The following is a 25,495-nucleotide window of genomic DNA, read 5'->3' as shown; positions in this document are numbered from 1 at the left end:
ACGGGTGGTTTCAATGGCGCCGCGGACGCTCGAGGCGGAAGGTCTCGTATGGCGTGAGCTGGCCGCCCACACCGGTCACGTCGTAGTAGGTCACGGTGATGGAGGTCTTGCCGCCGGCCCAGCCGGGATCGACTGAGAACGAAGCGAATCCGTACGAATGCGCCGGATTGCGCACGGCCGACCACGGCGCGTCCTCCCTAACGTAGTTCGGAGTGCGCTTGCCATTGCTGCCCTTCGCACCGACCGAGGTGATGACCCGGCACGCCGGCGGGTTGTAGAAGAGCTGGTTGGACGGGGCCGAGGTCCCGCCACCGCCGATCACCATGTGGACAGTGCCCTTGGTGGTGTCGACGACCCGGGTGTCGGTCGCCCGCGGCACCGGCGTGCGGGTCTCGTTGTCCTGCTGGCCGCGGATCGGGTGTGATCGCTCGTAGTGGTGCTCGTGGCCGCAGACGACGAGGTCCACGCCATACCGGTCGAAGAGCGGCAGCCACTCCTCGCGGATGCCCAGGTCGGCGCCGTTGAACTGGTCGGCGGTCGAGACCGCGACCTGGTGCATGCAGATCACGATCCAGTCGACGTCACGGTCGCGGCTCGCGTCGCGCAGGGCCGACTCCAGCCAGCGCTTCTGGGCGCCCTGGGAGTAGCCGCGGACGTAGCTGTCGCCGCCGTCCTGGTAGCAGACATCGTCGTTGGCGATCGAGATCACGCGCACGGACCCGACGGTGAACGCGTACCAGAGGCCGCGGGTGGTGTCGGTCTGGCCGGAAACCTTCGGCAGCTCGAAGAACGTCTGGTATGCCGCATAACCGATCGGACCGTTGCCGAGCTCGTTCTCGTGGTTGCCCGCCGACGGCATCCACGGCCGGTGCCGGGCGCTGCGGCTGTTGTTGGCCCAGAAGTCCCACCAGGTCCGCACGCGGTCCGTCGCCAGGTTGGCGTAACAGAGGTCGCCGTTGAAGAGGTGGAAGAGCGGCTGGAGCTGCTCGACACCGAGGGTGGTGTCACCTGCGGCGAAGGAGCCGAGATTGTCGTTGGCCATGACCGACTTGCCGGCCGCGTCCTTGACCTGCTTGCCGACGGTCGGTGTGCCCTGGTCACCGAAACTGGTGAAGGTGAACGCCTTTCGCCCGTGCGGTGCCGTCCGGAAGGTGCCGCCCTCCGCGGCCGCGCCGGTGTGTAGCGCGAGGTAGAGGTAGTCCGAATCGGCATGCAGCCCGGTGATTTTCGCGTGATGGGCGTAGACGGTGGTACCGGACTTTCCGTCGACATAGGTGCGAGTGCGCGCCGCGAAGGAGCGACGGTAGCCGTACTCGGTGCCGAGCAGGACCCGAGCATGCTGCACCGGTTGCAGCGTGTGCCAGGACACGACCACCTCGCGGCGTGCGTCCGCGCCGAACTGCGTGTGCAGTCCCGCCACCGGCGGCACGGCCGAATCCGCCTGCTGCGAAGGCTTTTCGGTCGTTTGACCGGCCCGGGCCGATGGTGCCGCGCTCGCCGTACCGGACTCGAAGAAGTCGACCGCCGCCACCGCGGCACCTGTCGTCAGCCCCGCAACCACCTGCCGGCGGCCGAGTCGCTTACCGAAGAGGGCCGCGTCCGCGGGATCGTGGAAACCTGCTGCCGTCTGGTCATTGCTCACGTATGGCGACCCTGCCCAGCCGGGCTGACCGGCGTGCGGCATACGGGTGAACCTGCGGCATACATCGGCGGTCCTGGTGAACGCGAAAGAGGGACCGCCCGAAAAACGTGGGCGGTCCCTCTTTCGCGTTGGCGGAGGATAGGGGAACCGTCGCTGCGCTCCTCCCGAATCATGCGCCTCGTGGGACAGCGAGAAGGGCACCACCCGAAAACCACGGGTGGTGCCCTTCTCGCTGTGAGCGGAGGATAGGGGATTCGAACCCCTGAGAGCTTTCACTCAACACGCTTTCCAAGCGTGCGCACTAGGCCACTATGCGAATCCTCCGCCGAGGAGAATACCTGCTCGCGGCCGGTACACCGAATCGGGTTCGAGGCGGCGGCCTCGATTGCGTGTCCGAGCCCCGCGTGTTCTAGAGTTGGCGCCGGACCCCTCGTGCGGTGGTACCTCTCCGAACTCCCCCAGGGCAGGAATGCAGCAAGGGTAGGAGAGCTCTTCCAGGTGTGCGAGGGGTTCTTATTTCGCCAGGCCTCGGTTCCGATGTGTCCGTCAGCTCGTACCGCTGGGACTGGGGGACTTCGTCTCGTCGGGTGCCACACAGCCCGGCGGTCGGGACCGAACCGGCTTGAAATCACTGGAGAGCCGGACCGTACCGCTGGTCGGCATGGTGACCCGCAACCATCCGTCGTTGTTGACGATGCACGCCGTCAGCTGCTTCTTGGTCCTCGGGTCGACCGCGCCGATGTAGGTCGAGTAACGGACCTTCAGATCGATCGGCTTGTGGGCGGTCGCATTGAGCGTGACGCCGTGCGAGTCGATCTTGATCACCTTGCCGCCCGTCGCGAGCGGCGCGGGGTTGATGACCCGGAAGAGCCGCCAGTCCGAGTTGCTCCATGTCGGCTTCAGGTAGGGCAGCCCGCCGAGGACGAGCTTCGCCTCCTCGCGGGATGCGTAGTCGATCGGCGCCTTCGGGACCGCCACCCAGCCGACGGCCAGCGAGTCCAGCCACTGGCGGTAACTGACCGGGTTGAGCAAGCCCTTCCGGTAGAAGATCGAGTTGTCCGCCTGGTCGGCCTGCCGGTCCCAGCCGCGCGCGATCGAGAAGGACGCCAAATAGACCGAACCCCAATGGTTCTTCGTGTCCACGACCTCCACGCGCCGTCCCATCGCTGCGGGGCCGAGGTGCTGCTGGTCGGCCTTCAGTGCCGTCGCCAATGGCTGGTAGAAGACGTAACTGCTCGACGGCTGGTGGGCCAGGTGCAGCTGGTTGACCAGGTCACTGACCGGCCAGATCGCGACGACCAGCGCGCACAGCCAGGTGAGCGAGTCGCGGACCTCGGCATACGCGATGATCACCGGCACGGCGGCGAGCCACGCGAGCCGGGTCGCGTTGGTGCCGATCGCCAGCGGCACGATCAGCAACGGCAGGAACGACACGGCGAGCACCGCCGCCGTCGCGCGGATCAGCTTGTGGTGGCACACGCCAAACACCACGATGCAGGCCAGCATCGCGGGTGCCGCATCACTGATCGGGAAGGGCATCGTGCCCGTGCCGGGGAAGAGGATCGCCATCGCCAGTCCACCGATGAGCAACGCGGCCGCGCAGATACCGGCCGATCGCCGATAGTCCGGGCGCAGTATGGCGACGACGGTGGCGATGATGCCGACGAAGAAACCGGACAACGGGGAGCTGAGGAAGGACAGGAGGGCGATCACCACGGTGGTCTTCTCGCGGTGTGCACGTAGCGCGACCAGCGCCCAGATCCCCAATGCCGCGCCGACCGTGAACGTCACCCGGCCGTTGAGCAGGTCGGCCGCCTGCGCGAGGGTGATCGCGACGGCCCCGGCGCGTGGGCGCGGCGCCTTCTCGACGAGGAGCGCGCCGCCATACGCGCTGAGGACGACCGCCGCGACACCGGTGAGCCGGATGCCGAACGTAGCCATCGAGAACGGCACGATCGCGCTGTAACTCGGGAGGGTGATCCCGCCGAACCAGCCGCCCCACCACACCGGGGCGCCGCCGACCCGGGCGACCTGGGCCCGCGCGACCTGCGCGGCGAGGTCGGGCACCTGCGGGGTCCAGAAGATGTAGAGCAACGCGAAAACCACCGCGCAACCCATTGCCAACGCCGCCGGCGAGCGCAGCCGATGCGACGAGAGCATGATGTCCACGGTACCTTTCGCCACCTGACGAACCCCTGAGTAAGCCCGAGATCCCGGGGCGAGAGCCACGCGAGGACACGGTGGACCACCATCGGTGGCCATCTCCATGATCGCATTGTGGACGACGGTTGCGCGCGCCGGTTTGCTGCCCGGGCGACGTCTGAGCACCGACCCGTAACGCCTGTGGGCGAAGGCGAATAGAGTTTTGGGATGACCACCGCGCTCTACCGTCGTTATCGGCCCGAGACCTTCGCCGACGTCATCGGCCAGGAGCACGTCACCGAGCCGCTGATGCAGGCGCTGCGGACCGGCCGGGTCAACCACGCCTATCTCTTCAGCGGTCCGCGCGGCTGCGGCAAGACCACGTCGGCGCGGATCCTCGCCCGCTGCCTCAATTGCGAGCAGGGCCCGACGCCCACGCCGTGCGGGGTGTGCGATTCGTGTGTGGCGCTGGCGCGCGGCGGGGCCGGCACCGTCGACGTGATCGAGATCGACGCGGCCAGCCACGGTGGTGTCGACGACGCGCGTGACCTGCGCGAGCGGGCGTCATACGGTCCGGCGCAGTCGCGCTACAAGATCTACATCATCGACGAGGCGCACATGGTGACGCCGCAGGGCTTCAACGCGCTGCTGAAGATCGTCGAGGAGCCACCGGAGCACGTGAAGTTCGTCTTCGCGACGACCGAGCCGGAGAAGGTCATCGGGACCATCCGCTCGCGCACGCATCACTACCCCTTCCGGTTGGTGCCGCCGGCGCGACTGACCGATTATCTGCAGCAGTTGTGCGACGCCGAGGGCGTCGCCGTCGAGCCTGGTGTGCTCTCGTTCGTGACGCGCGCGGGTGGCGGGTCGGTGCGTGACTCGTTGTCGGTGCTCGACCAGCTGATCGCCGGGTCCGGGGAAGAGGGGCTCACGTATGCCGGAGCCGCCGCGCTCCTCGGTTTCACCGATGGTGAGCTGCTGGACGCGACCGTCGACGCGCTCGGCGCTCACGACAGCGGTGCGGTCTTCCGGCAGATCGACCGGGTGGTCGAATCCGGCCACGACCCAAGGCGATTCATCGAGGACCTGCTCGAGCGGCTGCGGGACCTGATCGTCATCGCCGCTGTCCCGGACGGCGCGGCGCAGGTGCTGCGCGGTGTGCCGGAGGACCAGCTGGACCGGATGCGCCAGCAGGCGGCATCGTTCGGGCCGGGGGAGCTGTCCCGCGCCGCCGACATCGTCAACACGGGCTTGTCCGAGATGACCGGTGCCACCGGGCCGCGGCTGCAGCTGGAGCTGATCTGCGCACGGGTGCTACTGCCCGCCGTCTCCGGTGAGCAGGGGTATGCCGCCCGCCTCGACCGTCTCGAGCGCCGCATGGACATCGCTCCCCAACCGGGCCGAGTGGCCGAGAACAGCGGATTGAGTAGGGCGAGGGACGAGCCCGTATCGAAATCGGACGAGCCGCGTATCGAGACACCGCCCACTCCCGAAGCGGGTCGAGTCGCGGAGAACAGCGGATTGAGTACGGCGAGGGACGAGCCCGTATCGAAGTCAGCGGAGTCACACCCCGAGTCGCCTACCGAGACCGCGACACCGACGGAACCCCCTGCGCCGCAACAGGATCCACCGCAGTGGGCGCAGCCCGCTGCGTCCGCGCCCGCTGAGCCGGAGCCCGCCCAACCGACCGCATCTCCGACCGGCTCGGCGGTGACCACGGACGCCGTACGCCGTGCCTGGCCGGACGTGCTCGACCGCATCGCCCGCAGCAAGCGGGTCACCTGGACGCTGCTCAGCCAGCACGCGCACGTGGCCGACTTCGACGGCGAGACGCTCACGCTCGGCACCAGCAGCCCCGGTCTGGCGTCCGCGGTCGAGCGGGCGCCACATCCCGATGTCGTCGCCGCTGCGCTGTATGACGCACTCGGTGTCCGCGCCCGCGTCACGGCTCGCGCCGACGCCGGTGCGCCCTCGCCGAACCTCCCGCCCGAGCCCGACGCACCGGGTGGACAGTCCGAACCGCCGCCCGCTGACGCCCCGCCCGCCGATTTGCCCCCGGCATACCCGCCGGCTTCCGACGGGCCGCCACAGCAGAGCCAGCAACCGCAGTCCCCACCGACGCCGCCCGCGAACGACCGGCCAGCTGAGCCACCCAGCGCGCAACAGTCGACCCCGCAGCAGTCGTCCCCGCAACGGTCGTCCGAGGCCGCGCCGCCGACCGCCCGGAGGTCCCGCGCGGCGGAAGCGCTCGCTCAGGCCGGCTTGTCCTCGTCGTCCGCCGGCAATGACACCGGTGGCGGCTGGGGTTCGGTCAATGCGCCGCCGCCCGAGTGGGCGACCGCCGAAAACCCTGCAGCGCCAGTTAAATCCGCGGAGCTGAGCAAGCCCAAGGACGAAGAGATCACCGAGCGGATGGACGACGAGGACGTCGACGACCCGGGCCAGGTCGGGCTGCCGGTGATGCAGGCGGTGCTGGGCGCCACCGTGATCGACGAGCAGGTCGACTGATGGGGGGCGGGCCGCTCTACCCGTTGTCGCGGATGACCGTCGCGCCGCTGCTGCGCGCCATCTGGCGACCCGATGTGGAGGGCCGGGACAACGTGCCCAAGACGGGCGGCGTGCTGATCGCGAGCAACCACCGCTCGTTCATCGACAGCGTCGTCATACCCCTTGTTGCGCCGCGCAAGGTGGTTTTCCTCGCCAAGGCCGAGTACTTCACCGGCAAGGGTCCCAAGGGTCTCGCGTCGCGCACCTGGTTCAACGCCATGGGGATGATCCCGGTCGAGCGTGACGATTCCCGTGCCGCGGTCAACTCGCTCGATCAGGCGTTGCGGGTGCTGCGCGACGGCGAGGCGTTCGGCATCTACCCCGAGGGCACGCGCTCGCGGGACGGCCGCCTCTACCGCGGCCGTGTCGGGGTCGCGCATCTGGCGATGGAAGCCGGGGTGCCGGTCGTCCCGGTCGGCCTCCTCGGCACCCCGGACGTCCAGCCGATCGGGACCAACATCCCGCGGCTGGCGAAGGTCACCGTGAAGTTCGGAGAACCGCTGACCTTCGGTGCGGAGTACCGGGCGATGCCGGCCGGTAGGGCGCGGCGCCGGGCGACCGACGAGATCATGGACGCCATCGCTCAGTTGTCCGGCCAGGAGCGGGCTTCGTCATACAACGAACGACCCGGGCAGTAGGGCGGTCACCCGCGACCGTCGGCCTGCCAGCCGGCGAGCAGGGTGTTGACGGCGGCAAGTTCACCGCGTTCGTGCCACGCGAGCCGGCGCAGCAATTTGGTGGCGGTCCAGATCTCGCCGTCGGGTCGGTGGACGGCGTCGCGGGCCATCGAGCGCAGGACCGACATCACGTGGTCGTGCGAGTCGAGCAGTTCGTCGCGCAGTGGGTCGCGCCGTTCCTTCGCCGGCAGCCCGGTCTGCGGCAGGTAGTAGCGCGACTCGGTGTCACAGATGTGCCAGAGCGTTTGCCGGATCGTCCGCCACCGGGCCCAAACCGGGAGCTCGCGGTCCGGGTCGTCGAAGTCGAGCGTCTCGTCGGGCAGGGCATCGAGTATGGCGATCGACCGCTCGCGCGCCTCCGCCAGGATCGCCAGCGTGCGGTCCAGTTCGGCGTCGGACGCGGGCGCGCTATTCCGCCGGAAGGCACGCTCGTCTCCCGGCAGATACTCCACGACCTGTGCCGGGCCATGCCGTTGTCGCCATACGGCGACGGCCTCCCATGTGGAGCCGGCCTGCTCGCAGACACCCCACCGGTCGAGGTCGAAGCTCCACACGGCGGCGCCTCCCGAGCCGGCCAGGTTCACCTGGCTCTCGACGTGGATCCGGCGCACGGGCGTCATGGTCGTGCACGCTACGCCCGCCGAGAGTGCAGTTGCGGTCGTTCCGGCCACGGTGAAACGACCGGTGGTGCACTCTCGGCGCACAATTCGGTCGTATGACGGGGCCGCCGCCCGCAGGATGTCCTCATGACCCTGCACCTCGCACCGGACTTCTCCGGCGCTCGATGGATCGCCGATGAGCTGCGCCGGCAGGACTGGTGGCGGCTGGTGACGAGGGGTCCGCTGTGCTTCGAGGCATATGCGCGGCTGCGGTTCATCCCGGACCCGACATACCCGGGGATGTCGGAGAACGACTTCGAGGCGCCGGAGGACCTGCCGGACGAGCAGGAGAGCCTGCAGCGAGTCCTGGCGGCGCTGACCGGACACACCGCGACACCGGACGACCTCTTCTTCGCGATCTGGGAAGGGTGGCCGTCCGGCGTGTCGCAACTCGACGTTCCGAAGTGGTCGCTGCCGAACCGCCAATTCGTCCTGTTGCGAGGCGCTTCCGCCGATTTCCGAACCTGGCGTGCGCCGCAGTGGCCGAACGCGTATGGCGACGAGCTGCCGACTCCGGCATACGTCTGGCCGGCCGACCACGCGTGGTGTGTCACCGAGGACGTCGACCCGCACTTCGCGACCATCGCGGGCGGCGCGGCGGCGATCGACGCGGTGCTCGGCATCGACGGGCTCGACATCGTCCGTGACGACCCGTACGTGGAGCCGCCGTTCTACTTCTGACCGCACTCCCACTTTCCCAGTGACGGCTTTCTCGCCGAGTGACGGCTAGATCGCGCCGTCACTCGGCGAAGAAGCCGTCACTCGCGATGGGGGTGTCGCTGGTGGGCGAGGCGGGCGCGCGTCGTCGGGCCGGGCGATTAGGCTCAACAACTGTGTATGAAGGTGTGGTCCAGGACCTGATCGACGAGCTCGGCAAGCTTCCCGGCGTCGGTCCCAAGTCCGCGCAGCGGATCGCGTTCCACCTGCTGCAGGCGGACCCCGCCGACGTGACCAGATTGACCGAGGTGCTGACGACGGTGCGCGAGAAGGTCCGCTTCTGCGAGCGCTGTTTCAACGTCGCCGAGGACACCCTGTGCCGCATCTGCCAGGACCCGCGCCGCGACGAGAAGCTGCTGTGCGTGGTCGAGGAGCCCAAGGACGTCGTCGCCGTTGAGCGCACCCGCGAGTTCCGTGGCCGGTATGCCGTGCTCGGTGGTGCGATCAGCCCGATCGACGGGATCGGCCCCGACGACCTGAAGATCACCGAGCTGGTCCGGCGCCTGGGCGAGGAACCGATCGAGGAGATCATCCTGGCGACCAACCCAAACCTCAATGGTGAGGCGACCGCGACCTACCTGTCGCGGTTGTTGCGGACCATGGGACTGCGCGTCACACGGCTGGCTTCCGGCCTACCTGTCGGGGGAGACTTGGAGTATGCCGACGAGGTCACCCTCGGCCGCGCATTCGAAGGACGGAGAGTTGTCGATGCCTGAGACACCGGACACCGAAGCCCTGCAGGTGGGTGCGCTGGCCGCGGAGACCGCGCAGGACTCGCGCGCATTCTGTGAGTCGGTGCGTCAGCTGGCCGCCGGATCGGCACCCGATGCCGCCCTGCCACTGATGCTGCTGATGCTGTCGCAGTTGCAGGTCGCGGGCGCGCGGCTGGGCGCCATACAGGATGTTGTGCCGGAGGAGCGCTTCGAGCCCGATCCCGGTCCGGAGAGCAGCCTGGACGCACTGCGGATGGGCCTGGCCAACATGCTCGACGGCATCGACGACTATGCCGACGTCGTCGACCCGCTCACCTCGGTCGAGCCGGCACGCGGCGCGTTGTCCGACGATCTGGCCGACATCGTCGGGGCGCTGGAGCACGGCCTGGTGCACTTCGACCACGGCCGGCTGAGCGAAGCGTTGTGGTGGTGGCAGTTCAGCTATCTGTCCCAGTGGGGCGTGCGGTCATCGGCCGCGCTGCGCGTGGTCCAGACGATCCTGGCGCACCTGCGACTGGACGCCGACGACGAGACCGTCGCAGACGCGGAGTTCGAGGCGCTGCACCCCTGAAGCGCTGTGCCCTCGAGGGTTGCGCCGCTCAGACGGTGGTCTTCGAGGGTGTCGTGGCGTCCTGGTCCGACTCCTGGTCCGACGCGGTGTGGTCGGCGGCCTCGGCGTTCTGCCTGAGCAACGCGTCGTCGACGAGTTCCTTCTTGTCACGCGCGGGACTCCACGGGTTATGCCCGAAGAGCAGCCACACCGCGAGGGCCGACACCGCGAGGCACGCGTAGCCGGCGAACGCGTCGAAGATGAAGTGGTTGGCCGTCGCCATCACGACGAAGACGGTCCAGATGCCGTAGGACAGCCCGACGATCCGGATCAGCTTGTGGCGTGCGACGAAGAAGACGGACAGGCCGACCCACATCGCCCATGCGCAGTGCAGGCTGGGCATGGCGGCATACAGGTTGGAATGGCTGGCGACCGTCGGGCTGCCCCACGAGCCGAAGGTGTTGAAGTAGACCACCGTGTCGGTGAAGCCGCTGCCCTCGAGCAAGCGGGGCGGCGCCATCGGGAAGAGCCAGAAGCCGATCAGTCCGAGGATCGTGGTGAAGACCAGCACGGTCCGCGCGGTCTTGTAGACCCGGCGGTGCAACCAGAAGAGCCAGATCAGCACGGCGCCGGTGATCGGCAGGTGGAAGAACGAGTAGTCGTAATTGGCGATCTGGGCGAGCCATTCGTGACGCATCACGAAGTGGTTCAGGGTCAGCTCGATATCGAGGCCGATGCGTTGCTCGAAGTCGAACAGATCCCAGCCGCGGGCCAGCGCCTCGCCCTGGCGGGTCGGCACCAGGTTGCGCAGGTGCTCGTAGACGATGTCGAGCACGACGAGCACGATGACCTCGAACCACCATCGCGGCCGACGGTATGCGCGCCACCGCAGCGGAAGCAGCGCCGGGCCGGACTCGGCTCGACGCTCCGTGGAACTGAGGTCGCCGACCCCACCCGAAAGACTCGACACAGTACCAATTCTGTCACTGAACTCTCAGGGTCTGAAATCACCCTCCGTTCACGGAGTGTTCGTGTTACCGCGCGCTACGTGTGCGCGGGCACCGTATCGGCCGGCGGGATGCGGTTCCGACATACGGGCGACCCCGTTACGGCTTCCGGTGCTCGATAGACTCAGGGGTCGATCCAACTGTTCTCGACCCGTGAAGGGAAGCTCGACCCGTGCCTCTTGTGGTCCAGAAGTATGGCGGCTCATCGCTCGCCGACGCCGAAAGCATCAAGCGAGTTGCCAGGCGCATCGTGGACACGCGCAAGGCCGGCAACCAGGTCTGCGTCGTGGTCTCCGCGATGGGTGACACGACCGACGAGCTCCTCGAGCTCGCCGACGCCGTCTCGCCCGCGCCGCCCGAGCGCGAGCTCGACATGCTGCTCACGGCCGGTGAGCGTATGTCGATGGCGCTCGTCTCGATGGCGATCGCCAACCTGGGCGACTCCGCCATGTCGTTCACCGGTTCGCAGGCCGGTGTCATCACCGACGACACGCACGGCAAGGCGCGCATCATCGACGTGACGCCCGGCCGCATCACCGAGGCGATCGGCGAGGGTCACATCGTGATCGTCGCCGGCTTCCAGGGCGTCAGCCAGAACACCAAGGAGATCACCACGCTCGGCCGTGGCGGCTCCGACACGACCGCAGTGGCGCTCGCCGCCGCGCTCGACGCCGACGTGTGCGAGATCTACACCGACGTCGACGGCATCTTCACCGCCGACCCGCGCATCGTGCCCTCGGCCCACAAGATCGACCGCATCAGCAACGAAGAAATGCAGGAGATGGCCGCGTCGGGCGCCAAGGTCCTGATGTTGCGTTGTGTCGAATACGCCCGACGGTTCAACCTGCCGATCCACGTGCGTTCCTCGTTCAGCTACCGCGAGGGCACCTGGGTCCACCCAGCAGAAGGAGAAGAAGACGTGGAAGCCCCGATCATCGCCGGCGTCGCCCACGACCGCAGCGAGGCCAAGGTCACGGTCGTCGGTGTCAAGGACACCCCAGGCAGCGCCGCGGCGATCTTCAACCTGATCTCGGCGCAGCAGGTCAACATCGACATGATCGTCCAGAACGTCTCGGCCGTCGCCACCGGAACGACCGACGTGTCCTTCACGCTGCCGAAATCCGACGGGCAGCGCGCCGTGCAGGCCCTGCAGGACGCCAAGTCCGAACTCGGCTTCGAGTCGCTGCAGTATGACGACCAGATCGGCAAGCTCTCGCTCGTCGGCTCCGGCATGCGCAGTCACCCCGGTGTCTCGGCGACACTCTTCCAGGCGCTCGCCGACGCCGGCATCAACATCGAGATGATCACGACCTCGGAGATCCGGGTTTCGGTCGTCACCAAGGGTGATCTGCTGGATGACGCCGTGCGTGCCGTTCACACGGCATTCGGCTTGGATTCCAGCGATGGAGAAGCAGTGGTTTACGGAGGTACCGGACGATGAGCGTGTTTGCTGACGAAGGTTTGAAGGTCGGCGTCGTCGGCGCGACCGGCCAGGTCGGCGGGGTCGTGCTGCGGCTGCTCGCCGAGCGCAACTTCCCGGTCGCCGAGCTGCGCCTCTTCGCGTCGGCGCGCTCCGCTGGCCGCGAAATCGACTGGCAGGGCCAGCGATTGGTTGTCGAGGACGCTTCGACCGCTGACCCGGCCGGGCTCGACATCGCAATCTTCTCCGCCGGCGGCGAGACCTCGCGTGCGCAGGCGCCACGGTTCGCGGCGGCCGGTGTGACGGTCATCGACAACTCCTCCGCCTGGCGCAAGGACCCCGAGGTCCCGCTGGTCGTCTCCGAGGTCAACCCCGCGCGGATCGCGAACCCGCCCAAGGGCATCATCGCCAATCCCAACTGCACCACGATGGCCGCGATGCCGGTGCTCAAGCCGCTCGCGGATGCGGCCGGCCTGCGCCGGCTGATCGTTGCGACCTACCAGGCAGTGTCCGGGTCCGGTCTCGCCGGCGTGGAGGAGCTGGCGGAGCAGATCCGGCAGGGCGTCGAGGGCAACCTCGAGGGCCTGACGCACGACGGTTCGGCCGTCGAGCTCGGCCCGGCGAAGAAGTATGTCGCGCCGATCGCCTACAACGTGCTGCCGATGGCCGGCTCGGTCGTCGGCGACGGCAGCGAGGAGACCGACGAGGAGCAGAAGCTGCGCAACGAGTCGCGCAAGATCCTCGAGCTGCCCGATCTCGCGGTCGCCGGCACCTGCGTGCGCGTGCCGGTCTTCTCCGGGCACTCACTGGCGATCCACGCCGAGTTCGACAAGGCGATCACCCCGGACGAAGCACGTGCGCTGCTGGCCGATGCGCCCGGCGTCGTCGTGACCGACGTGCCGACCCCGCTGGAGGCGGCCGGCCAGGATCCGTCATACGTCGGGCGGATCCGGCAGGACCAGTCGGTGCCGGACGGCAAGGGCCTGGTGCTCTTCGTCTCGAGCGACAACCTGCGAAAGGGTGCTGCCCTCAACACGATTCAGATCGCTGAGGTCATCGCAGCAGAGCGGTGACGCCATGACCGAGGGCAAGCCCACGTTGGCGGTCGTCGGCGCGACGGGGGTCGTCGGGCTGTCGTTGCTGTCACTGTTGCCGACCCGTGACGACCTGTGGGGCGAGATCCGCCCCTTGGCGTCGGGACGGTCCGTCGGTCGTCGCGTGTCGATCCTCGGCCACGAAGCCGTGGTCCGGGAGCTGAACGCCGGCGCGTTCGACGGGGCCGACGTCGTCGTGATGGCGGTGCCGGCCGAGGTGTCGGCGCAGTGGACGCCGGTCGCCGTCGGCGCGGGGGCGATCGTGATCGACACGTCCGGGCACTTCGTCTCGGCGCCCGATGTGCCGCTCGTCGTGCCGGAGATCAACCCCGACGCCGCGCGTCAGCCCCCGGCCGGCATCATCGCCAGCCCGAGTGCGTCGACGCTGATGATGGTCGGTGCGCTGCACTCGCTGCACAGTTCCTGGCAGCTCACCTCGGTCGTCGCCACGACCTTCCAGGCGGTCACCGACGCGGGTGTCGCCGGTGCCCTGCGGCTGTATGACGAAACCATGGAGCTCGCCGGCAACCAGAGTGTCGGGCAGTCGCCGGGTGACGTCCGCCGAATGCTCTCCGACCTGGGCGAGTCGCCGTTCCCTGCGCCGGTGGCGTTCAACGTCATTCCCTGGGTGGGCGCGGAGGCGGACGACGGCGCGACCGACTCCGAGGTGACGGTTCGTGAGGAGCTGCGCGCGCTGCTGCGGGTCGCGCACCTCCCGGTGGCCGTGACGTGCGTGCAGGTGCCGGTCGTGCGAACGCATTCGGTGTCGATCCACGCCACCTTCGCGACCGAGACCGATCGTGACGACGCGGTCAGGGTCCTCACGGAGTCGTCGAACTCCGTTGTGGTGCTTGATGATTCAGCAGCATCATCCGATGATGCCTGGCCGACTCCGGTCGACGTGGTCGGAGCCGACCCGATCTTCGCCGGTCGGGTTCGGCGGATCGACGGCTTCCCCAACGCGATCGAGCTGTTCATCTGCGCGGACAACCTGCGCAAGGGGTCGGCGCTCAACGCGTTGCAGATCGCCGAACTCAGCATCTGACTCTCACCCCACGAAGTTCTCCCCCGCTTCGCTCCTCCGATACTTCGCGGGGACCCCGAGACGCTCCTCCGATACTTCGCGTGCCCCGAGGTCGTTGTTACGGCTTCGCGAGCGCACGGTGCGGACCCGTATGCTCTTGCCAGTGCATAAGGCCCGGTTATCTCGATCTCGCGTCGCGGCTCTGCTCGCGACGTTCTTCCTGCTCGGCGGAGTGTTCCTCGCTCCACCAGCGCACGCTGCCCCGGACAAGGCCCGTCCGGATGGGCTGCCGTCCACGCTGCGCGTCGGCACGGAGGGCGTCTATCCGCCCTTCAGCTATCACGACGCGTCGGACAAGCTCACCGGGTACGACGTCGACTTCATCAAGGAGGTCGGCAAGCGGCTCGGTGTGAAGATCAAGTTCGAGGAAACACCCTGGGACTCGATGTTCTCGGCGCTGCAGTCCAAGCGGATCGACCTCGTCGCCAACCAGGTCACCCTCAACCCGGAGCGCAAGGCGAAGTACGACCTGTCCACGCCATACATCTCCACGACCGGGGTGCTCCTCGTCGCGTCGGACAACGACTCGATCAAGACGCTGAAGGACCTCAAGGGCAAGCGTGCCGCGGAGAACATCACCAGCAACTGGGCCGCGACGGCGAAGCAGAACGGCGCCAAGATCGTCGGCGTCGATGCCATGGACAAGGCGGTCACGGCACTCGCCCAGGGCCGGGTCGACGCCATCGTCAACGACCAGCTGGCGGTCAAGAACTACCTGAACACCAAGGGCGACAAGGGCGTCAAGATCGTCGCGACGACCGACGACAGGAGTGAGTCGGTGCTCGCGGCCCGCAAGGGCAGCGGCTATATGCCGGCGATCGACAAAGAGATCAAGGCGATGCGCCAGGACGGCACGTCGCAGAAGCTCTACGACAAGTACTTCGGGGCCAAGGCCGAGAAGAAGTCGGCCAAGAGCGACTGGCAGGTCGTCAAGGACAACGCGTGGCCGATGCTGAAGGCCACCCTGAAGACCACCATCCCGCTGACCATCGTCGCCTTCATCTTCGGCCTGATCATCGCCGTGGTGGTCGCGTTGATGCGCCGCTCCAGCATCCTGGTGCTCTCGTGGATCGCGCGGGTCTTCATCTCGATCATCCGCGGTACGCCGCTGCTGGTGCAGCTGGTGATCGTCTTCTTCGGGTTGCCGGAGCTTGGGATCGAGTTCTCCACCTTCGTCGCTGCGTCGATCGCGCTCAGCCTCAACGTCGGCGGCTACGGCGCGGAGATCGTCCGCTCGGCCATCTCGTCGGTGCCGACCGGCCAGTGGGAGGCCGCCGAGACGATCGGCATGGACTACCGCACCTCGCTGCGACGCGTGGTGCTTCCGCAGGCCGCCCGGATCGCGGTGCCGCCGCTGGGCAACACGTTGCTCTCGCTGGTCAAGGACACCTCGCTGACGTCCACGATCCTGGCGCTCGACCTCTTCCATCAGGCGCAGATCGCGGCGGCGCCCACCTACAGCTACTTCGCGCTCTACTGCTCGGCAGCCGTCTACTACTGGGTGATCTGCTTCATCCTCAACCATTTCCAGGGCCGCCTGGAAACCCGACTGAACAGGTATGTCCTGCGATGAGCGATCTGCTGCGAGCCACCGGAGTGGCCAAGAGGTTCGGTGACCACGAAGTCATCAAGGACGTGTCGTTCAGCGTGCCGCGCGGCACGGTCACGGTCATCGTCGGGCCGTCCGGGTCGGGCAAAACCACGTTGCTGCGTGGGCTGAACGCACTGGAGCGCCCGGACCGCGGTGTCGTCGAGATCGCTGACGTGTCAGTCGATTTCGCGACCATCCGGGCGTCACGGCGAGGCCGGCTCTCATCCGCGGACCGGGCGCTGCTGCGGCGCTACCAATCGCACAGCGGGATGGTCTTCCAGGGGCACAACCTCTTCCCGCACCGCACTGCGTTGCAGAACGTCACCGAGGGCCCGATCGTCGTACAGGGACAGCCGGCGGCCGAGGCCGACGAGAAGGCGCGCGCCCTGCTGGCGAAGGTGGGCCTGGCGGACCACGCCGACAAGTTCCCGTACCAGCTGTCCGGCGGTCAGCAGCAGCGCGTCGGCATCGCCCGGGCGCTCGCGCTCGAGCCCGACCTGTTGCTCTTCGACGAGCCGACCTCTGCCCTGGACCCGGAGCTGGTGGGGGAGGTGCTCGACGTCATACGACAGCTGGCGCGCGAGGGCCGCACGATGGTGATCGTGACGCACGAGATCCGTTTCGCGCGCGACGTCGCCGACCACGTGCTCTTCATCGACGGCGGGGTGGTGGTCGAGAGCGGGCGGCCGAAGGACGTCCTCGATCATCCGCAGCAGGAACGAACGCAGGCCTTCCTGCACCGCTTGCTGGAGGTATGACGCCGGGCGTCCGTCGCCCGACCGCCCTCCCCGGTTAGATTGGCGGAACCATGAGCGACGTAGACGACTGCCGGGCCGCGTTCGCCGCTGCCGCGGAGGTGTTCTCCGGCCCGCTCTACCGGTATTGGTGCGCCACCGCGGGCGCCGAGACCGGCCCCGACGATCGCACCTTCACGGCCTTCGCGTCATACGGGCTCGACTTCGGGAGCTGGCAGGCCGCCCAGCGGTTGCTGCGCGCGACGAGTGAGGAGCTGCGGCACCTCGGCCCGCAGCGCCCGCTGGCCGGCTACTACCCGGTGCTGAACGGCACGCTGCGGCCGGACAGCCGCTCCTATCAGCTGTGGACGGAGCTGTTGCGCGACCGGCGCGGACCGATCGGGCGACGGCTGCAGCAGCGGCCGTTGCCGCTGAACGACCCGCAGGCCGGCGTGCGGATGCTGCGACTCGTCACCGAACACCTGCAGTCGGTGTATGCCGAGCCGGTGACCCTCGACCTCGTTGCGGTCGGTGCGGCCGCCGGGCTGGAGCTGGTCGCCGACGCGTTCGAGCCGGATCTGCTGGCCGGGCAGCACATCGCATCCCGCAGGGGCTACGACCTGCACCCCTTGCACCCGCAGGAACAGGACACCCTCGACCGGATGCTGTCGCAGCTCGAGCCGGAGCAGGTGGCTGCACAAGCCCGTGTGCAGTGGGCAGCCCGGCTGGTCGACCAGCAGGACATCGTCGTGTCGCGCCGTGACGCCTTCGACGTCGTGGCCGCTGCTGGTTTCGGATTCGGCCGATTGCCAGTGGTTTTCGGCTCGTCCTTCCTGTGCATGGTCGACGAACGGACGAAGATGGACGAGCTGATGCGCGCCCGCCACGCCGAGGGGATCTGGGTGTCCGAGGAAACGGTCGGTGTGCTGCGCTCGGTGAGCGATGCTGCTGCGCTGCGCGATGCCGAGCCGATGGCACGTGCCGTCCGGCTGGCGCACTATCGAGCCGGCGAGCTGTTGACCGAGGTCGTCCAACTCGAATAGCGGGACGCCGCGGTTTCGTCGCGTTGTTTCCTGGCGGCATACAGCCGTAGTTGCCAGAATGACCACACCACGACTGCCTGGAGGCCCCCCTGATGGAATTTCCGTTGATCGTCCGCGATTTTCTCGAGCGAGCGGAGACGGTTTACGGCGACCGCGTCGCGATCGTCGACGAACCGAACCAGCCGGCCGCGCCCTTCGACGGCGGCTCGATCACGTACCGACGGATGGCGCGGCTCGCGCGGGCGCAGGCGGCCGGGCTCGATGCGATGGGCGTGCCCGTCGGCGGCCGGGTCGCGGTGGTCTCCCACAACAGCGCGCGGCTGCTGACGTCCTTCTACGGGGTGAGTGGTTACGGACGCATCCTCGTCCCGGTCAACTTCCGCCTGTCGGTGCCCGAGGTGCGGTACATCGTGGAGCACTCCGGCGCGGAGGTGCTGATGGTCGATCCCGAGCTGAAGCATCTGCTGGACGATGTGGACTGCGACCGGAAGTTCCTGCTCGGTGAGGCGGACGACGAGATCTGGGGGTCGACCGGGGAGCCGCGACCGTGGGAGGGCGACGAGCACGCGACCGCGACGATCAACTACACCTCCGGCACGACCGCTCGCCCCAAGGGCGTGCAGCTGACCCACCGAAACAACTGGCTCAACGCGACCGTCTTCGGTTGGCAGGCAACGGTTTCCGACGACGACGTCTACCTGCACACACTGCCGATGTTCCACGCCAACGGCTGGGGGATGCCCTTCTCCGTCACCGGCATGGGCGGCAAGCACATCGTGCTGCGCAAGATCGACGGAGCCGAGATCCTGAGGCGGGTCGACGAGCACGGCGTGACCCTGATGTGCGCCGCGCCGGCCGTGGTGGCGGCAGCACTCGATGCCGCGCAGACCTGGGACGGTCCGATCCCGGGGCGTGATCGGACACGCATCGTGGTTGCCGGCGCGCCGCCCCCGACCCGGACCATCGAGCGGGTGCGCGAGGAGCTCGGCTGGGAGTTCATCCAGATCTACGGCCTCACCGAGACCGCACCGCTGCTCACGATGAGCCGGATGCGCTCGGAGTGGGAGGACCTGTCACCGACCGATCAGGCGCGCAAACTGGGACGAGCCGGCTACCCCGCGGTCGGAGTGCGTATGAAGGTCGACGAGTCCGGTGAAGCGCTCTTCCAGAGCAATCACAACCTCGAGGCCTACTGGAACAACCCCGAGGCAACGTCAACAGCCTTGGCGGACAACTGGTTTCACACCGGCGACGGCGGCGTGATCGACGATGGCGCGCTGGTGATCCTGGACCGGAAGAAGGACGTGATCATCTCCGGCGGTGAGAATGTCTCCTCCATCGAGGTCGAGGATGTGCTCATGTCGCACCCTGCAGTGCGTGAGGTCGCCGTGATCGGCATACCCGACGAGAAGTGGGGTGAGCTGGTCACTGCGCTCGTCGTCGCCGACGGTGAGGTGACCGAGCAGGAGCTGATCGCGCACGCGAAGCAGTCGCTCGCGGGCTACAAGGCGCCCAAGCGCATCGAGTTCCGTGACGAGCTGGCCCGGACCGCGACCGGGAAGCTGCAGAAATTCAAGCTGCGCCAGCCGTTCTGGGCCGACGACGGCAAGCAGGTCAACTGATATGCGGGTCGAGTAGGCGGGGAACGAAGTGGAGGAGTCCCGTATCGAGACTCCGGCACGCGCGCTGTCGGGGATCGGCCGTGCGGTGCAGGGCGCGATCTATGCCGCGGGCGCCTACGGCCACAAGCCGAAGGTGCCGGTCGAGCCGGCTGCCCTGTATGCCGCAGCCCGTCGCCGGATGAGTCCGCAGGCCTGGTCGTATGTCGCGGGGAGTGCTGGCATGCAGCGCACCGATGCCGCGAACATCGCTGCGTTCGAACGCTATCCGATCGTGCCGCGGCTGCTGCGGGACGTCGGGGAGCGTTCGTTGGGCGTCAGTCTCTGCGGACACGACCTGCCGGCGCCGGTGCTCTTCGCGCCGATCGGTGTGCTGGAGATGGCGCACAAGGAGGCGGAGCTCGCCGTGGCGGAGGCGGCGCGGTCGCTCGGTCTGCCGATGGTGCTGTCGACCCAGGGTTCGGTGCCGATGGAGCAGACAGCGAAGGCGCTCCGTGCCAATCCGATGTGGTACCAGCTGTATTGGAGCAATAACGACGATCTGGCACGTTCGTTGGTCCGGCGTGCCGAGAAGTCCCGCGCGCAAGCCATCGTCGTCACGCTCGACACGCCCCTGCTCGGTTGGCGCACCAAGGACCTCGACCTGGGTTACCTGCCGTTCGCCCGTGGTGAAGGCATCGCGCAGTACCTCACCGACCCGGTCTTCCAGAACCTCGTCCGCGATCGTGTCGCGGAGGTCCCTGAGGAGCCCGCGAGGGACGAGCGGGTGTCTCGAAGGGACCTGTCGTCCGAGCGGCCCACCCTGACCGCCATACGCACCCTTGCTTCGATCACCCGGCACTACCCCGGCAGGTTCCGGGACAACCTGCGTTCACCGCTGCCACGAGCTGCCGTCGAGACGTTCCTCGACGTCTTCCCGTGCCCCGGGCTCAGCTGGGACGACCTGGCGAAGCTTCGCGACTGGACGTCACTTCCCGTCATACTCAAGGGAATTCAGTCGGTGGACGATGCACGACTCGCTCTCGAGCACGGAGCCGACGGCATCATCGTCTCCAACCACGGTGGCCGCCAGGTCGACGGCGCCATCGCGTCGCTCGACGCGTTGGCTGCGATCGCGCCGGTTGTCGACGGACAGGTGCCGGTGCTCTTCGACAGCGGCATCCGCAGCGGAGCCGACATCTTCAAGGCGCTGGCGCTGGGTGCGTCAGCGGTCCTGGTCGGCCGGCCCTGGCTCTACGGTCTCGCGCTGGACGGGGCGGCCGGCGCGCAGGCCGTCATGGAGCGACTGCTCGCCGAACTCGACCTCACCATGGGCCTGTCCGGCATAGCCTCCATCGACCAGATCACCCGCGACTGCCTGAGCACCTGACCCGCCACCTTTGCCGAGAGGACACGCGATCGCCGAGAGGACACGCGATTTGGCCCCGAAATCGGCCAAATCGCGTGTCCTCTCGGTATTTGCGTGTCCTCTCGGTATGAGGGTGTGGTGGGTCACGTGATCGTGATCTGCGGGCCGTAGAGTTCCATCGCCGCCAGCGCCCGGGTGTGGTTCTGCGGGGTCGAGCCGGCGCACAGGTCGGACGCGACGTGGACGGTCGCTCCGGCGTCGGCGGCAGCGAGCGCGGTGGACAGGACGCAGCAGTCCGTGGATACGCCGGCAAGAGTCAATTGCGCTGTGGGGCCGACGATTTCGGCCAACCCGGACCACTTGCCGAAGGTCGGCATGGTGACGACCGGCGTCCCGTCGGTGACGAATCCGGCGAGTTCGGGCACCAGCGCGTACAGCGGGTCCGCGTCCGGAAGCTGCGCGAACGGCCACGCCTCGTAGTAGGCCGCCCAGGAGCCCTCGGGCGCCGGGTCGGCCACGAACCGGGTGAAGACGACCCGGTCGCCATACTGCTCGACAGCATCACGGATCCGTGGCACGACCTCGGCCCACATCGGCGAACCCCACTGTGACGTCTGCGGATCGGCGAAGATCGCCTGCGCATCGATCACGATCAGCCAGTCGTCGGCCGGTGCAGGAACGTGTGTTGTCTGCACGTCAGGCCTTGACCGCCACGGGCTCGGTGCTCTGCTCGGGAGTGGCCTCCTGACGCGCCACCTTCGCGCGCCGCAAGAGGTATGCCGCCACGAACGACAGGATCAGCGCGACGATGACACCGAGGTTCGCATAGGCCCAATCACCGCTCCACGAGGCGCTTTTCGCGTCATACGTGCCCATTCCGAGCGGATGGAGGAGGTAGCCCTGCCAGTTGTTCCAGGAGGCATCCTGGGCGTAGTTGTTGACGACGAGCCCCCAACCGATCACCGACGTGACGACCAGGATGCCGATCGAGGTCCAGTCCCAGTTGCCGTAGCGGCCCTTCGGGTCGAAGAGATCGTCGTCGTCATACGACCGCTTCCGCAGTGCGATATCGGCGATCATGACGCCCGCCCACGACGCGAGCGGGACACCGAGGGTGATCAGGAACGACTGGAACGGACTGGCGAAGCTCTCCGCGACGAAGACGACGTAAATCGTTCCGAGAGTGAGGATTACGCCGTCGACCAGCGCTGCCGCCGGGCGTGGGATCCGCACGCCGAGGGAGAGCAGGGTGAGCCCTGATGAGTAGATGCCGAGCACGGCGCCACTGACCAGCGAGAGGATCGCGGCGATGAGGAACGGCACGAGGAACCAGGTCGGCAGGATCTCGGCCAGCGCGCCGATCGGGTTGTCCAGGATGCCGGTCGCGACCTTCTTGTCGGATCCGGCGAGCAGCAGCCCGAAGATCACCAGGATGACCGGGGCAACCGCGCCACCGAAGGTGTTCCAGGCGACGATCCGACTCCCGGAGGCGTCCCGTCGCTGATAGCGCGACCAGTCGGCCGCGATGTTGATCCAGCCCAGGCCGAATCCGGTCATCACCATGACCAGTGCGCCGACGGTCTGCTGCCAGCTGCCGGAGGGCATGGCCGTGACCTGCGACCAGTGGATGTGCGAGGCGGCGATCACCACGAAGACGATGGTGATGACACCGGTGATCCAGGTCAGCCAGGACTGCATCCGCATGATGATGTGGTAGCCGGCGACGGACGCGAGCACGACGAGAGCGGCGACCACGATGCAGGCGATGATCTTGGTCGTGGTGCCACCGCCCCAGCCGAGCTTGCGCATCACGGTCGCGGTGGCGAGCGTCGCGTTGATGGTCAGGAACGTCTCCCACCCGATCGACGTCAGCCAGCTGATCACGCCGGGGACCTTCTGGCCGGTGACCCCGAACGCCGCCCGCGACAGGATCATCGTCGGCGCCGAGCCGCGCTTGCCGGCGAGTGCGATGACACCGCAGAGCGCGAAGCTGAGCACGACACCGATCACGACGATCACGACCGACTGCCAGAAGGAGATCCCGAAGCCGAGCACGAATGCCGCGTAGGAGATCCCGAAGACGGACACGTTCGCCGCGAACCACGGCCAGAACAGATCCCGCGGCTGCGCGGTCCGCTCGGACTCCTCGATGATCTCGATGCCGGTCCGCTCGACACCGAGCCGCCGCACGTCCTGCTGGGTTTCGGTCATTTTGGGATCATGGCAGAACGGTGGGGCCAAGTCGCAGCATTTGAAGCCGTATGACGAGTGGGAACAGTCGCCCATGAGAGGTTGTTGAATTTTCCATGAAGGCATTCGGGTTCCTCAGCTTCGGTCACTACGGACGCGTGCGGGGGTCACAGACCCCGGACGCTGCGAGCGCACTGAAGCAGTCGGTGGAGATCGCCGTCGGCGCGGACGAGATCGGCGTCAACGGCGCCTACTTCCGGGTCCATCACTTCGAGCGACAGCTCGCCTCACCGATCCCGCTGCTGTCGTCGATCGCCGCGCGTACCCAGCACATCGAGGTCGGCACCGGCGTCATCGACATGCGCTACTAGAACCCGCTGCAGCTCGCCGAGGAGCTAGCCGCGCTCGATCTGCTCAGCGACCAGCGTCTGGCCATCGGGATCTCGCGCGGTTCTCCGGAGACGGCGATGCGCGGGTATGAGGCGTTCGGCTACACCGGCGCACAGGATCCGCGCGGCGGTGACATCGCACGCGCGAAGTTCGTCACCTTCCTCGACGCGATCGACGGCGAAGGGATGGTCGACGCGGACCCGCAGCGCGCCATACCGGGCACCCGGTTGCGGATCGAGCCACGCTCCGACGGCCTGCGTGACCGCATCTGGTGGGGGTCCGGCTCCCGCGAAACCGCTGAGTGGGTGGGCGAACTCGGCCTGAACATGATGTCCTCCACCTTGCTCACCGAGGCGAACGGCGAGGCGTTCGCCGACCTGCAGCGCGAGCAGATCGACCGCTTCCGCACGGCGTATGTCGTTGCCGGTCACAGCGGCCGTCCGCGGGTCTCCGTCTCCCGCAGCATCTTCCCGATCGTCGACGAGCGCGACGCGGCATACTTCGGCGGCGCCCGCGACTCCGACCAGGTCGGCATCATCGATGGTTATCGGTCGACGTTCGGCAAGACGTATGCCGATGCACCCGACAAGCTGATCGAGCAGCTACGCGGCGACGCCGCGGTGATGGCTGCCGACACGGTCATGCTGACGATTCCGAACCAGCTCGGTGTCGACTACAACCTGCACGTGCTGCAGGCCTTCGCCGAGCACGTCGCGCCGGCGCTCGGCTGGCGGCCGAACACCGAGGGCCCGGTCCGAGGCGACGAACCCGCCTAGGGCGCAGTTGCGCGAGTTTGGTGGTTACCGCCCGGTAGGTACAGTGATCGGGTGCGTATGACGGACGGGCTTTCGCCGTGGAGATGACATCGATCGGGTCATGGCATCCCCGCCCCGGGGAAGTGCTGGAGGTGCGACCCATGGAAGCGACACTCGCGGCCACCCGCTCGGCTCCGGTCGTCCCTGCGAGGCCGTCGTTGTTGCAGGAGTCGCACATCCGCACGGCCGCCGATCGGCGCGCGAAGGGCGTGGCATGGTCGCCCTGGCTCGCGTTCTCCTTCCACGTCCCGCAACCGCTGGATCGGGACGCGTTCGAGCGCACGATGCAGCATTTCGTGACCCGCCACGGTGCCCTGCTCAGCTGGTTCGAGCCCGACAGCGACCGGATCGACGATCGGACGACGTTCACCCGCCGCGCACTGCCCGCCGATCAGGTCGAGCTGGAACTCGTCGGTGCCGGCACCGCCCCGGACACCGACGCAGCGCGCGCCGCGGTCGCCGAACGCTTCGCGGCCGGGACGAGTCCGCTGGCGTGGCCGTCCTTCGCGGCCGGCGCGATCGACCACGGGGCCGACGGATTCACCGTCTACTACGGCGTCGACCACTCCTTCACCGACGGTGTCTCCCTCACGCTCGGTGTGGACGACATCTTCCGGATCTATCAACTCGAGGCACACGGTGAGGGCACCGAACCGCAGGAGGTCGGCAGCTACGTCGACTTCAGCGAGCAGGAACGCGCCCTTTCGGAACGACTGACCTGGCGCACCCCGGCGGTGCGCGTCTGGGCGCGGGCGCTGCTGTCGGTCCGCAACAAGATGCCCAGCACACCGCTCGACATCGGCCTCGAGCCCGGCGGGACCGCACCGTCCACCCGGACGAACCGCACCCTCGCCGACGCCGCCACCATGCAGGCGTTCGAGCAGCGGTGCAAGGCGCACGGTGGCGGCGCGAGCGCCGGGCTGTTCGGCATACTCGCGCTCATCGACGTGGCGTTGACCGGGCGTCCCGCGTATCTGGCACTCAACACGATCGCCACCCGATCCGAGTCGAAATACGCGATGGCACAAGGGTGGTTCATCAATCTCGTGCCGATCGCCTTCCGGGTGCCGAAGGGGGCGACGTTCGACGATCTCGTCGGCAGGGCTCAGAAGTCGATGAAACGGTCCAAGGCCGCAACCGATGTCCCGGCCCGCGCGATCGTCGACTACGCCGCGAAGTTCGGCGGCGTGAAGGTCGGCGCCACTGCCGTGCCGCCGATGGTGTCCTACCTCGACATGCGGCGCCTGCCCGGTGCCGAGTTGCCCGGCGTGGACGATATCCATGCGCTGGGCGGGCCCGGCACGACCGGTGATGTTTCGCTGTGGATCAATCGCCGCACCGATCGCACCTACGCGCTGATGAGCTACCCCGACAATCCGCGGGCTGCGGCGAGCATCGACCACTACTTCCGGGCGATCACCGAGCTGATCCGTGCGGTCGCTGCCGGGGAACCGGTGGATGTCGAAACCGCCCGTGCCGCAATGGAACTGACGGGCCCGGAGAAGGCCTGACC

The 25,495-nt window shown here is 67.8% G+C and carries 20 protein-coding genes, 1 tRNA gene, 1 other RNA gene and 1 pseudogene; 16 read left to right on the top strand and 7 right to left on the bottom strand.

All coding sequences use genetic code 11. The features are described 5' to 3' along the window. Positions 1 to 10: 10 nt before the first annotated feature. On the bottom strand, positions 11 to 1,684 hold the full coding sequence (locus VG502_RS07625) for a purple acid phosphatase family protein (RefSeq protein WP_325549435.1): 1,674 nt from the start codon (positions 1,682 to 1,684) through the stop codon (positions 11 to 13). 197 nt (positions 1,685 to 1,881) lie between these two features. Further along, positions 1,882 to 1,966 (bottom strand) — tRNA-Ser (locus VG502_RS07620). Between the two features lie 96 nt (positions 1,967 to 2,062). Here VG502_RS07620 and ffs point away from each other — a divergent pair. After that, positions 2,063 to 2,161, top strand: an RNA gene (gene ffs, locus VG502_RS07615) — signal recognition particle sRNA small type. 27 nt (positions 2,162 to 2,188) lie between these two features. Here ffs and VG502_RS07610 read toward each other — a convergent pair. Continuing rightward, positions 2,189 to 3,802 carry a hypothetical protein gene (locus VG502_RS07610; protein ID WP_325549434.1) on the bottom strand — a complete coding sequence of 538 codons (1,614 nt, stop codon included), beginning with the start codon at positions 3,800 to 3,802 and terminating at the stop codon, positions 2,189 to 2,191. Positions 3,803 to 4,012: 210 nt separating this feature from the next. Between VG502_RS07610 and VG502_RS07605 the strand changes: the two genes are divergently transcribed. Together VG502_RS07605 and VG502_RS07600 are read left to right on the top strand one after the other, a co-directional pair. Next, complete coding sequence (locus VG502_RS07605) at positions 4,013 to 6,292, top strand: DNA polymerase III subunit gamma and tau (RefSeq protein WP_325549433.1); 2,280 nt, start codon at positions 4,013 to 4,015, stop codon at positions 6,290 to 6,292. Further along, entirely contained in the window at positions 6,292 to 6,969 is a 678-nt protein-coding gene (locus VG502_RS07600; protein ID WP_325549432.1) for a lysophospholipid acyltransferase family protein, read from the top strand. Before VG502_RS07605 ends, VG502_RS07600 begins: the two co-directional genes overlap by 1 nt. A 5-nt stretch (positions 6,970 to 6,974) precedes the next feature. Here VG502_RS07600 and VG502_RS07595 read toward each other — a convergent pair whose 3' ends face one another. Continuing rightward, complete coding sequence (locus tag VG502_RS07595) at positions 6,975 to 7,628, bottom strand: DinB family protein (protein ID WP_325549431.1); 654 nt, start codon at positions 7,626 to 7,628, stop codon at positions 6,975 to 6,977. 126 nt (positions 7,629 to 7,754) lie between these two features. Here VG502_RS07595 and VG502_RS07590 point away from each other — a divergent pair, with 126 nt between their 5' ends. The 3 genes from VG502_RS07590 (at position 7,755) to VG502_RS07580 (ending at position 9,668) form a co-directional block, all read left to right on the top strand. Continuing rightward, on the top strand, positions 7,755 to 8,348 hold the full coding sequence (locus tag VG502_RS07590; protein WP_325549430.1) for a hypothetical protein: 594 nt from the start codon (positions 7,755 to 7,757) through the stop codon (positions 8,346 to 8,348). A gap of 152 nt (positions 8,349 to 8,500) precedes the next feature. Continuing rightward, positions 8,501 to 9,100 (top strand): recombination mediator RecR, encoded by a 600-nt coding sequence (gene recR / locus VG502_RS07585; protein WP_325549429.1) that lies wholly within the window; start codon positions 8,501 to 8,503, stop codon positions 9,098 to 9,100. Then, positions 9,093 to 9,668, top strand: a complete 576-nt coding sequence (locus tag VG502_RS07580; protein ID WP_325549428.1) for a DUF5063 domain-containing protein — start codon at positions 9,093 to 9,095, stop codon at positions 9,666 to 9,668. The genes recR and VG502_RS07580 overlap by 8 nt, the downstream gene beginning before the upstream one ends. A gap of 28 nt (positions 9,669 to 9,696) precedes the next feature. Here VG502_RS07580 and VG502_RS07575 read toward each other — a convergent pair whose 3' ends face one another. Next, positions 9,697 to 10,617, bottom strand: coding sequence for a phosphatase PAP2 family protein (locus tag VG502_RS07575; RefSeq protein WP_325549427.1), 921 nt, complete (start codon positions 10,615 to 10,617; stop codon positions 9,697 to 9,699). Between the two features lie 209 nt (positions 10,618 to 10,826). Between VG502_RS07575 and VG502_RS07570 the strand changes: the two genes are divergently transcribed. The 8 genes from VG502_RS07570 (at position 10,827) to VG502_RS07535 (ending at position 20,608) form a co-directional block, all read left to right on the top strand. Further along, complete coding sequence (locus tag VG502_RS07570; RefSeq protein ID WP_325549426.1) at positions 10,827 to 12,095, top strand: aspartate kinase; 1,269 nt, start codon at positions 10,827 to 10,829, stop codon at positions 12,093 to 12,095. After that, positions 12,092 to 13,147, top strand: a complete 1,056-nt coding sequence (locus VG502_RS07565; protein ID WP_325549425.1) for an aspartate-semialdehyde dehydrogenase — start codon at positions 12,092 to 12,094, stop codon at positions 13,145 to 13,147. The genes VG502_RS07570 and VG502_RS07565 overlap by 4 nt, the downstream gene beginning before the upstream one ends. A 4-nt stretch (positions 13,148 to 13,151) precedes the next feature. Next, complete coding sequence (locus tag VG502_RS07560) at positions 13,152 to 14,213, top strand: aspartate-semialdehyde dehydrogenase (protein ID WP_325549424.1); 1,062 nt, start codon at positions 13,152 to 13,154, stop codon at positions 14,211 to 14,213. Between the two features lie 142 nt (positions 14,214 to 14,355). After that, on the top strand, positions 14,356 to 15,825 hold the full coding sequence (locus tag VG502_RS07555) for an ABC transporter permease subunit (RefSeq protein WP_325549423.1): 1,470 nt from the start codon (positions 14,356 to 14,358) through the stop codon (positions 15,823 to 15,825). Then, positions 15,822 to 16,601 (top strand): amino acid ABC transporter ATP-binding protein, encoded by a 780-nt coding sequence (locus tag VG502_RS07550; protein WP_325549422.1) that lies wholly within the window; start codon positions 15,822 to 15,824, stop codon positions 16,599 to 16,601. Before VG502_RS07555 ends, VG502_RS07550 begins: the two co-directional genes overlap by 4 nt. A 50-nt stretch (positions 16,602 to 16,651) precedes the next feature. Continuing rightward, on the top strand, positions 16,652 to 17,620 hold the full coding sequence (locus VG502_RS07545) for a DUF2332 family protein (protein ID WP_325549421.1): 969 nt from the start codon (positions 16,652 to 16,654) through the stop codon (positions 17,618 to 17,620). 92 nt (positions 17,621 to 17,712) lie between these two features. Then, positions 17,713 to 19,242 carry an AMP-binding protein gene (locus VG502_RS07540; protein WP_325549420.1) on the top strand — a complete coding sequence of 510 codons (1,530 nt, stop codon included), beginning with the start codon at positions 17,713 to 17,715 and terminating at the stop codon, positions 19,240 to 19,242. Positions 19,243 to 19,270: 28 nt separating this feature from the next. Next, complete coding sequence (locus tag VG502_RS07535) at positions 19,271 to 20,608, top strand: alpha-hydroxy-acid oxidizing protein (protein ID WP_325549419.1); 1,338 nt, start codon at positions 19,271 to 19,273, stop codon at positions 20,606 to 20,608. Between the two features lie 122 nt (positions 20,609 to 20,730). Here the strand turns inward: VG502_RS07535 and VG502_RS07530 are convergent, their stop codons facing one another. Both VG502_RS07530 and VG502_RS07525 read right to left on the bottom strand, forming a co-directional pair. Next, positions 20,731 to 21,282, bottom strand: coding sequence for a cysteine hydrolase family protein (locus VG502_RS07530; protein WP_325549418.1), 552 nt, complete (start codon positions 21,280 to 21,282; stop codon positions 20,731 to 20,733). 1 nt (position 21,283) lies between these two features. Further along, positions 21,284 to 22,798, bottom strand: coding sequence for a purine-cytosine permease family protein (locus tag VG502_RS07525; protein ID WP_325549417.1), 1,515 nt, complete (start codon positions 22,796 to 22,798; stop codon positions 21,284 to 21,286). A 95-nt stretch (positions 22,799 to 22,893) separates the two neighbouring features. Between VG502_RS07525 and VG502_RS07520 the strand changes: the two are divergent. Both VG502_RS07520 and VG502_RS07515 read left to right on the top strand, forming a co-directional pair. Next, a pseudogene (locus tag VG502_RS07520) lies at positions 22,894 to 23,943 on the top strand (LLM class flavin-dependent oxidoreductase). A gap of 140 nt (positions 23,944 to 24,083) precedes the next feature. Next, positions 24,084 to 25,493, top strand: coding sequence for a condensation domain-containing protein (locus VG502_RS07515; protein WP_325549416.1), 1,410 nt, complete (start codon positions 24,084 to 24,086; stop codon positions 25,491 to 25,493). Positions 25,494 to 25,495: the final 2 nt, after the last annotated feature.

It is taken from the genome of Flexivirga sp., assembly GCF_035551235.1.
Lineage (GTDB): Bacteria > Actinomycetota > Actinomycetes > Actinomycetales > Dermatophilaceae > Flexivirga.
The sequence above is the reverse complement of the archived record's forward strand: the minus strand, read 5'-3'. Positions and strand labels throughout refer to the sequence as shown.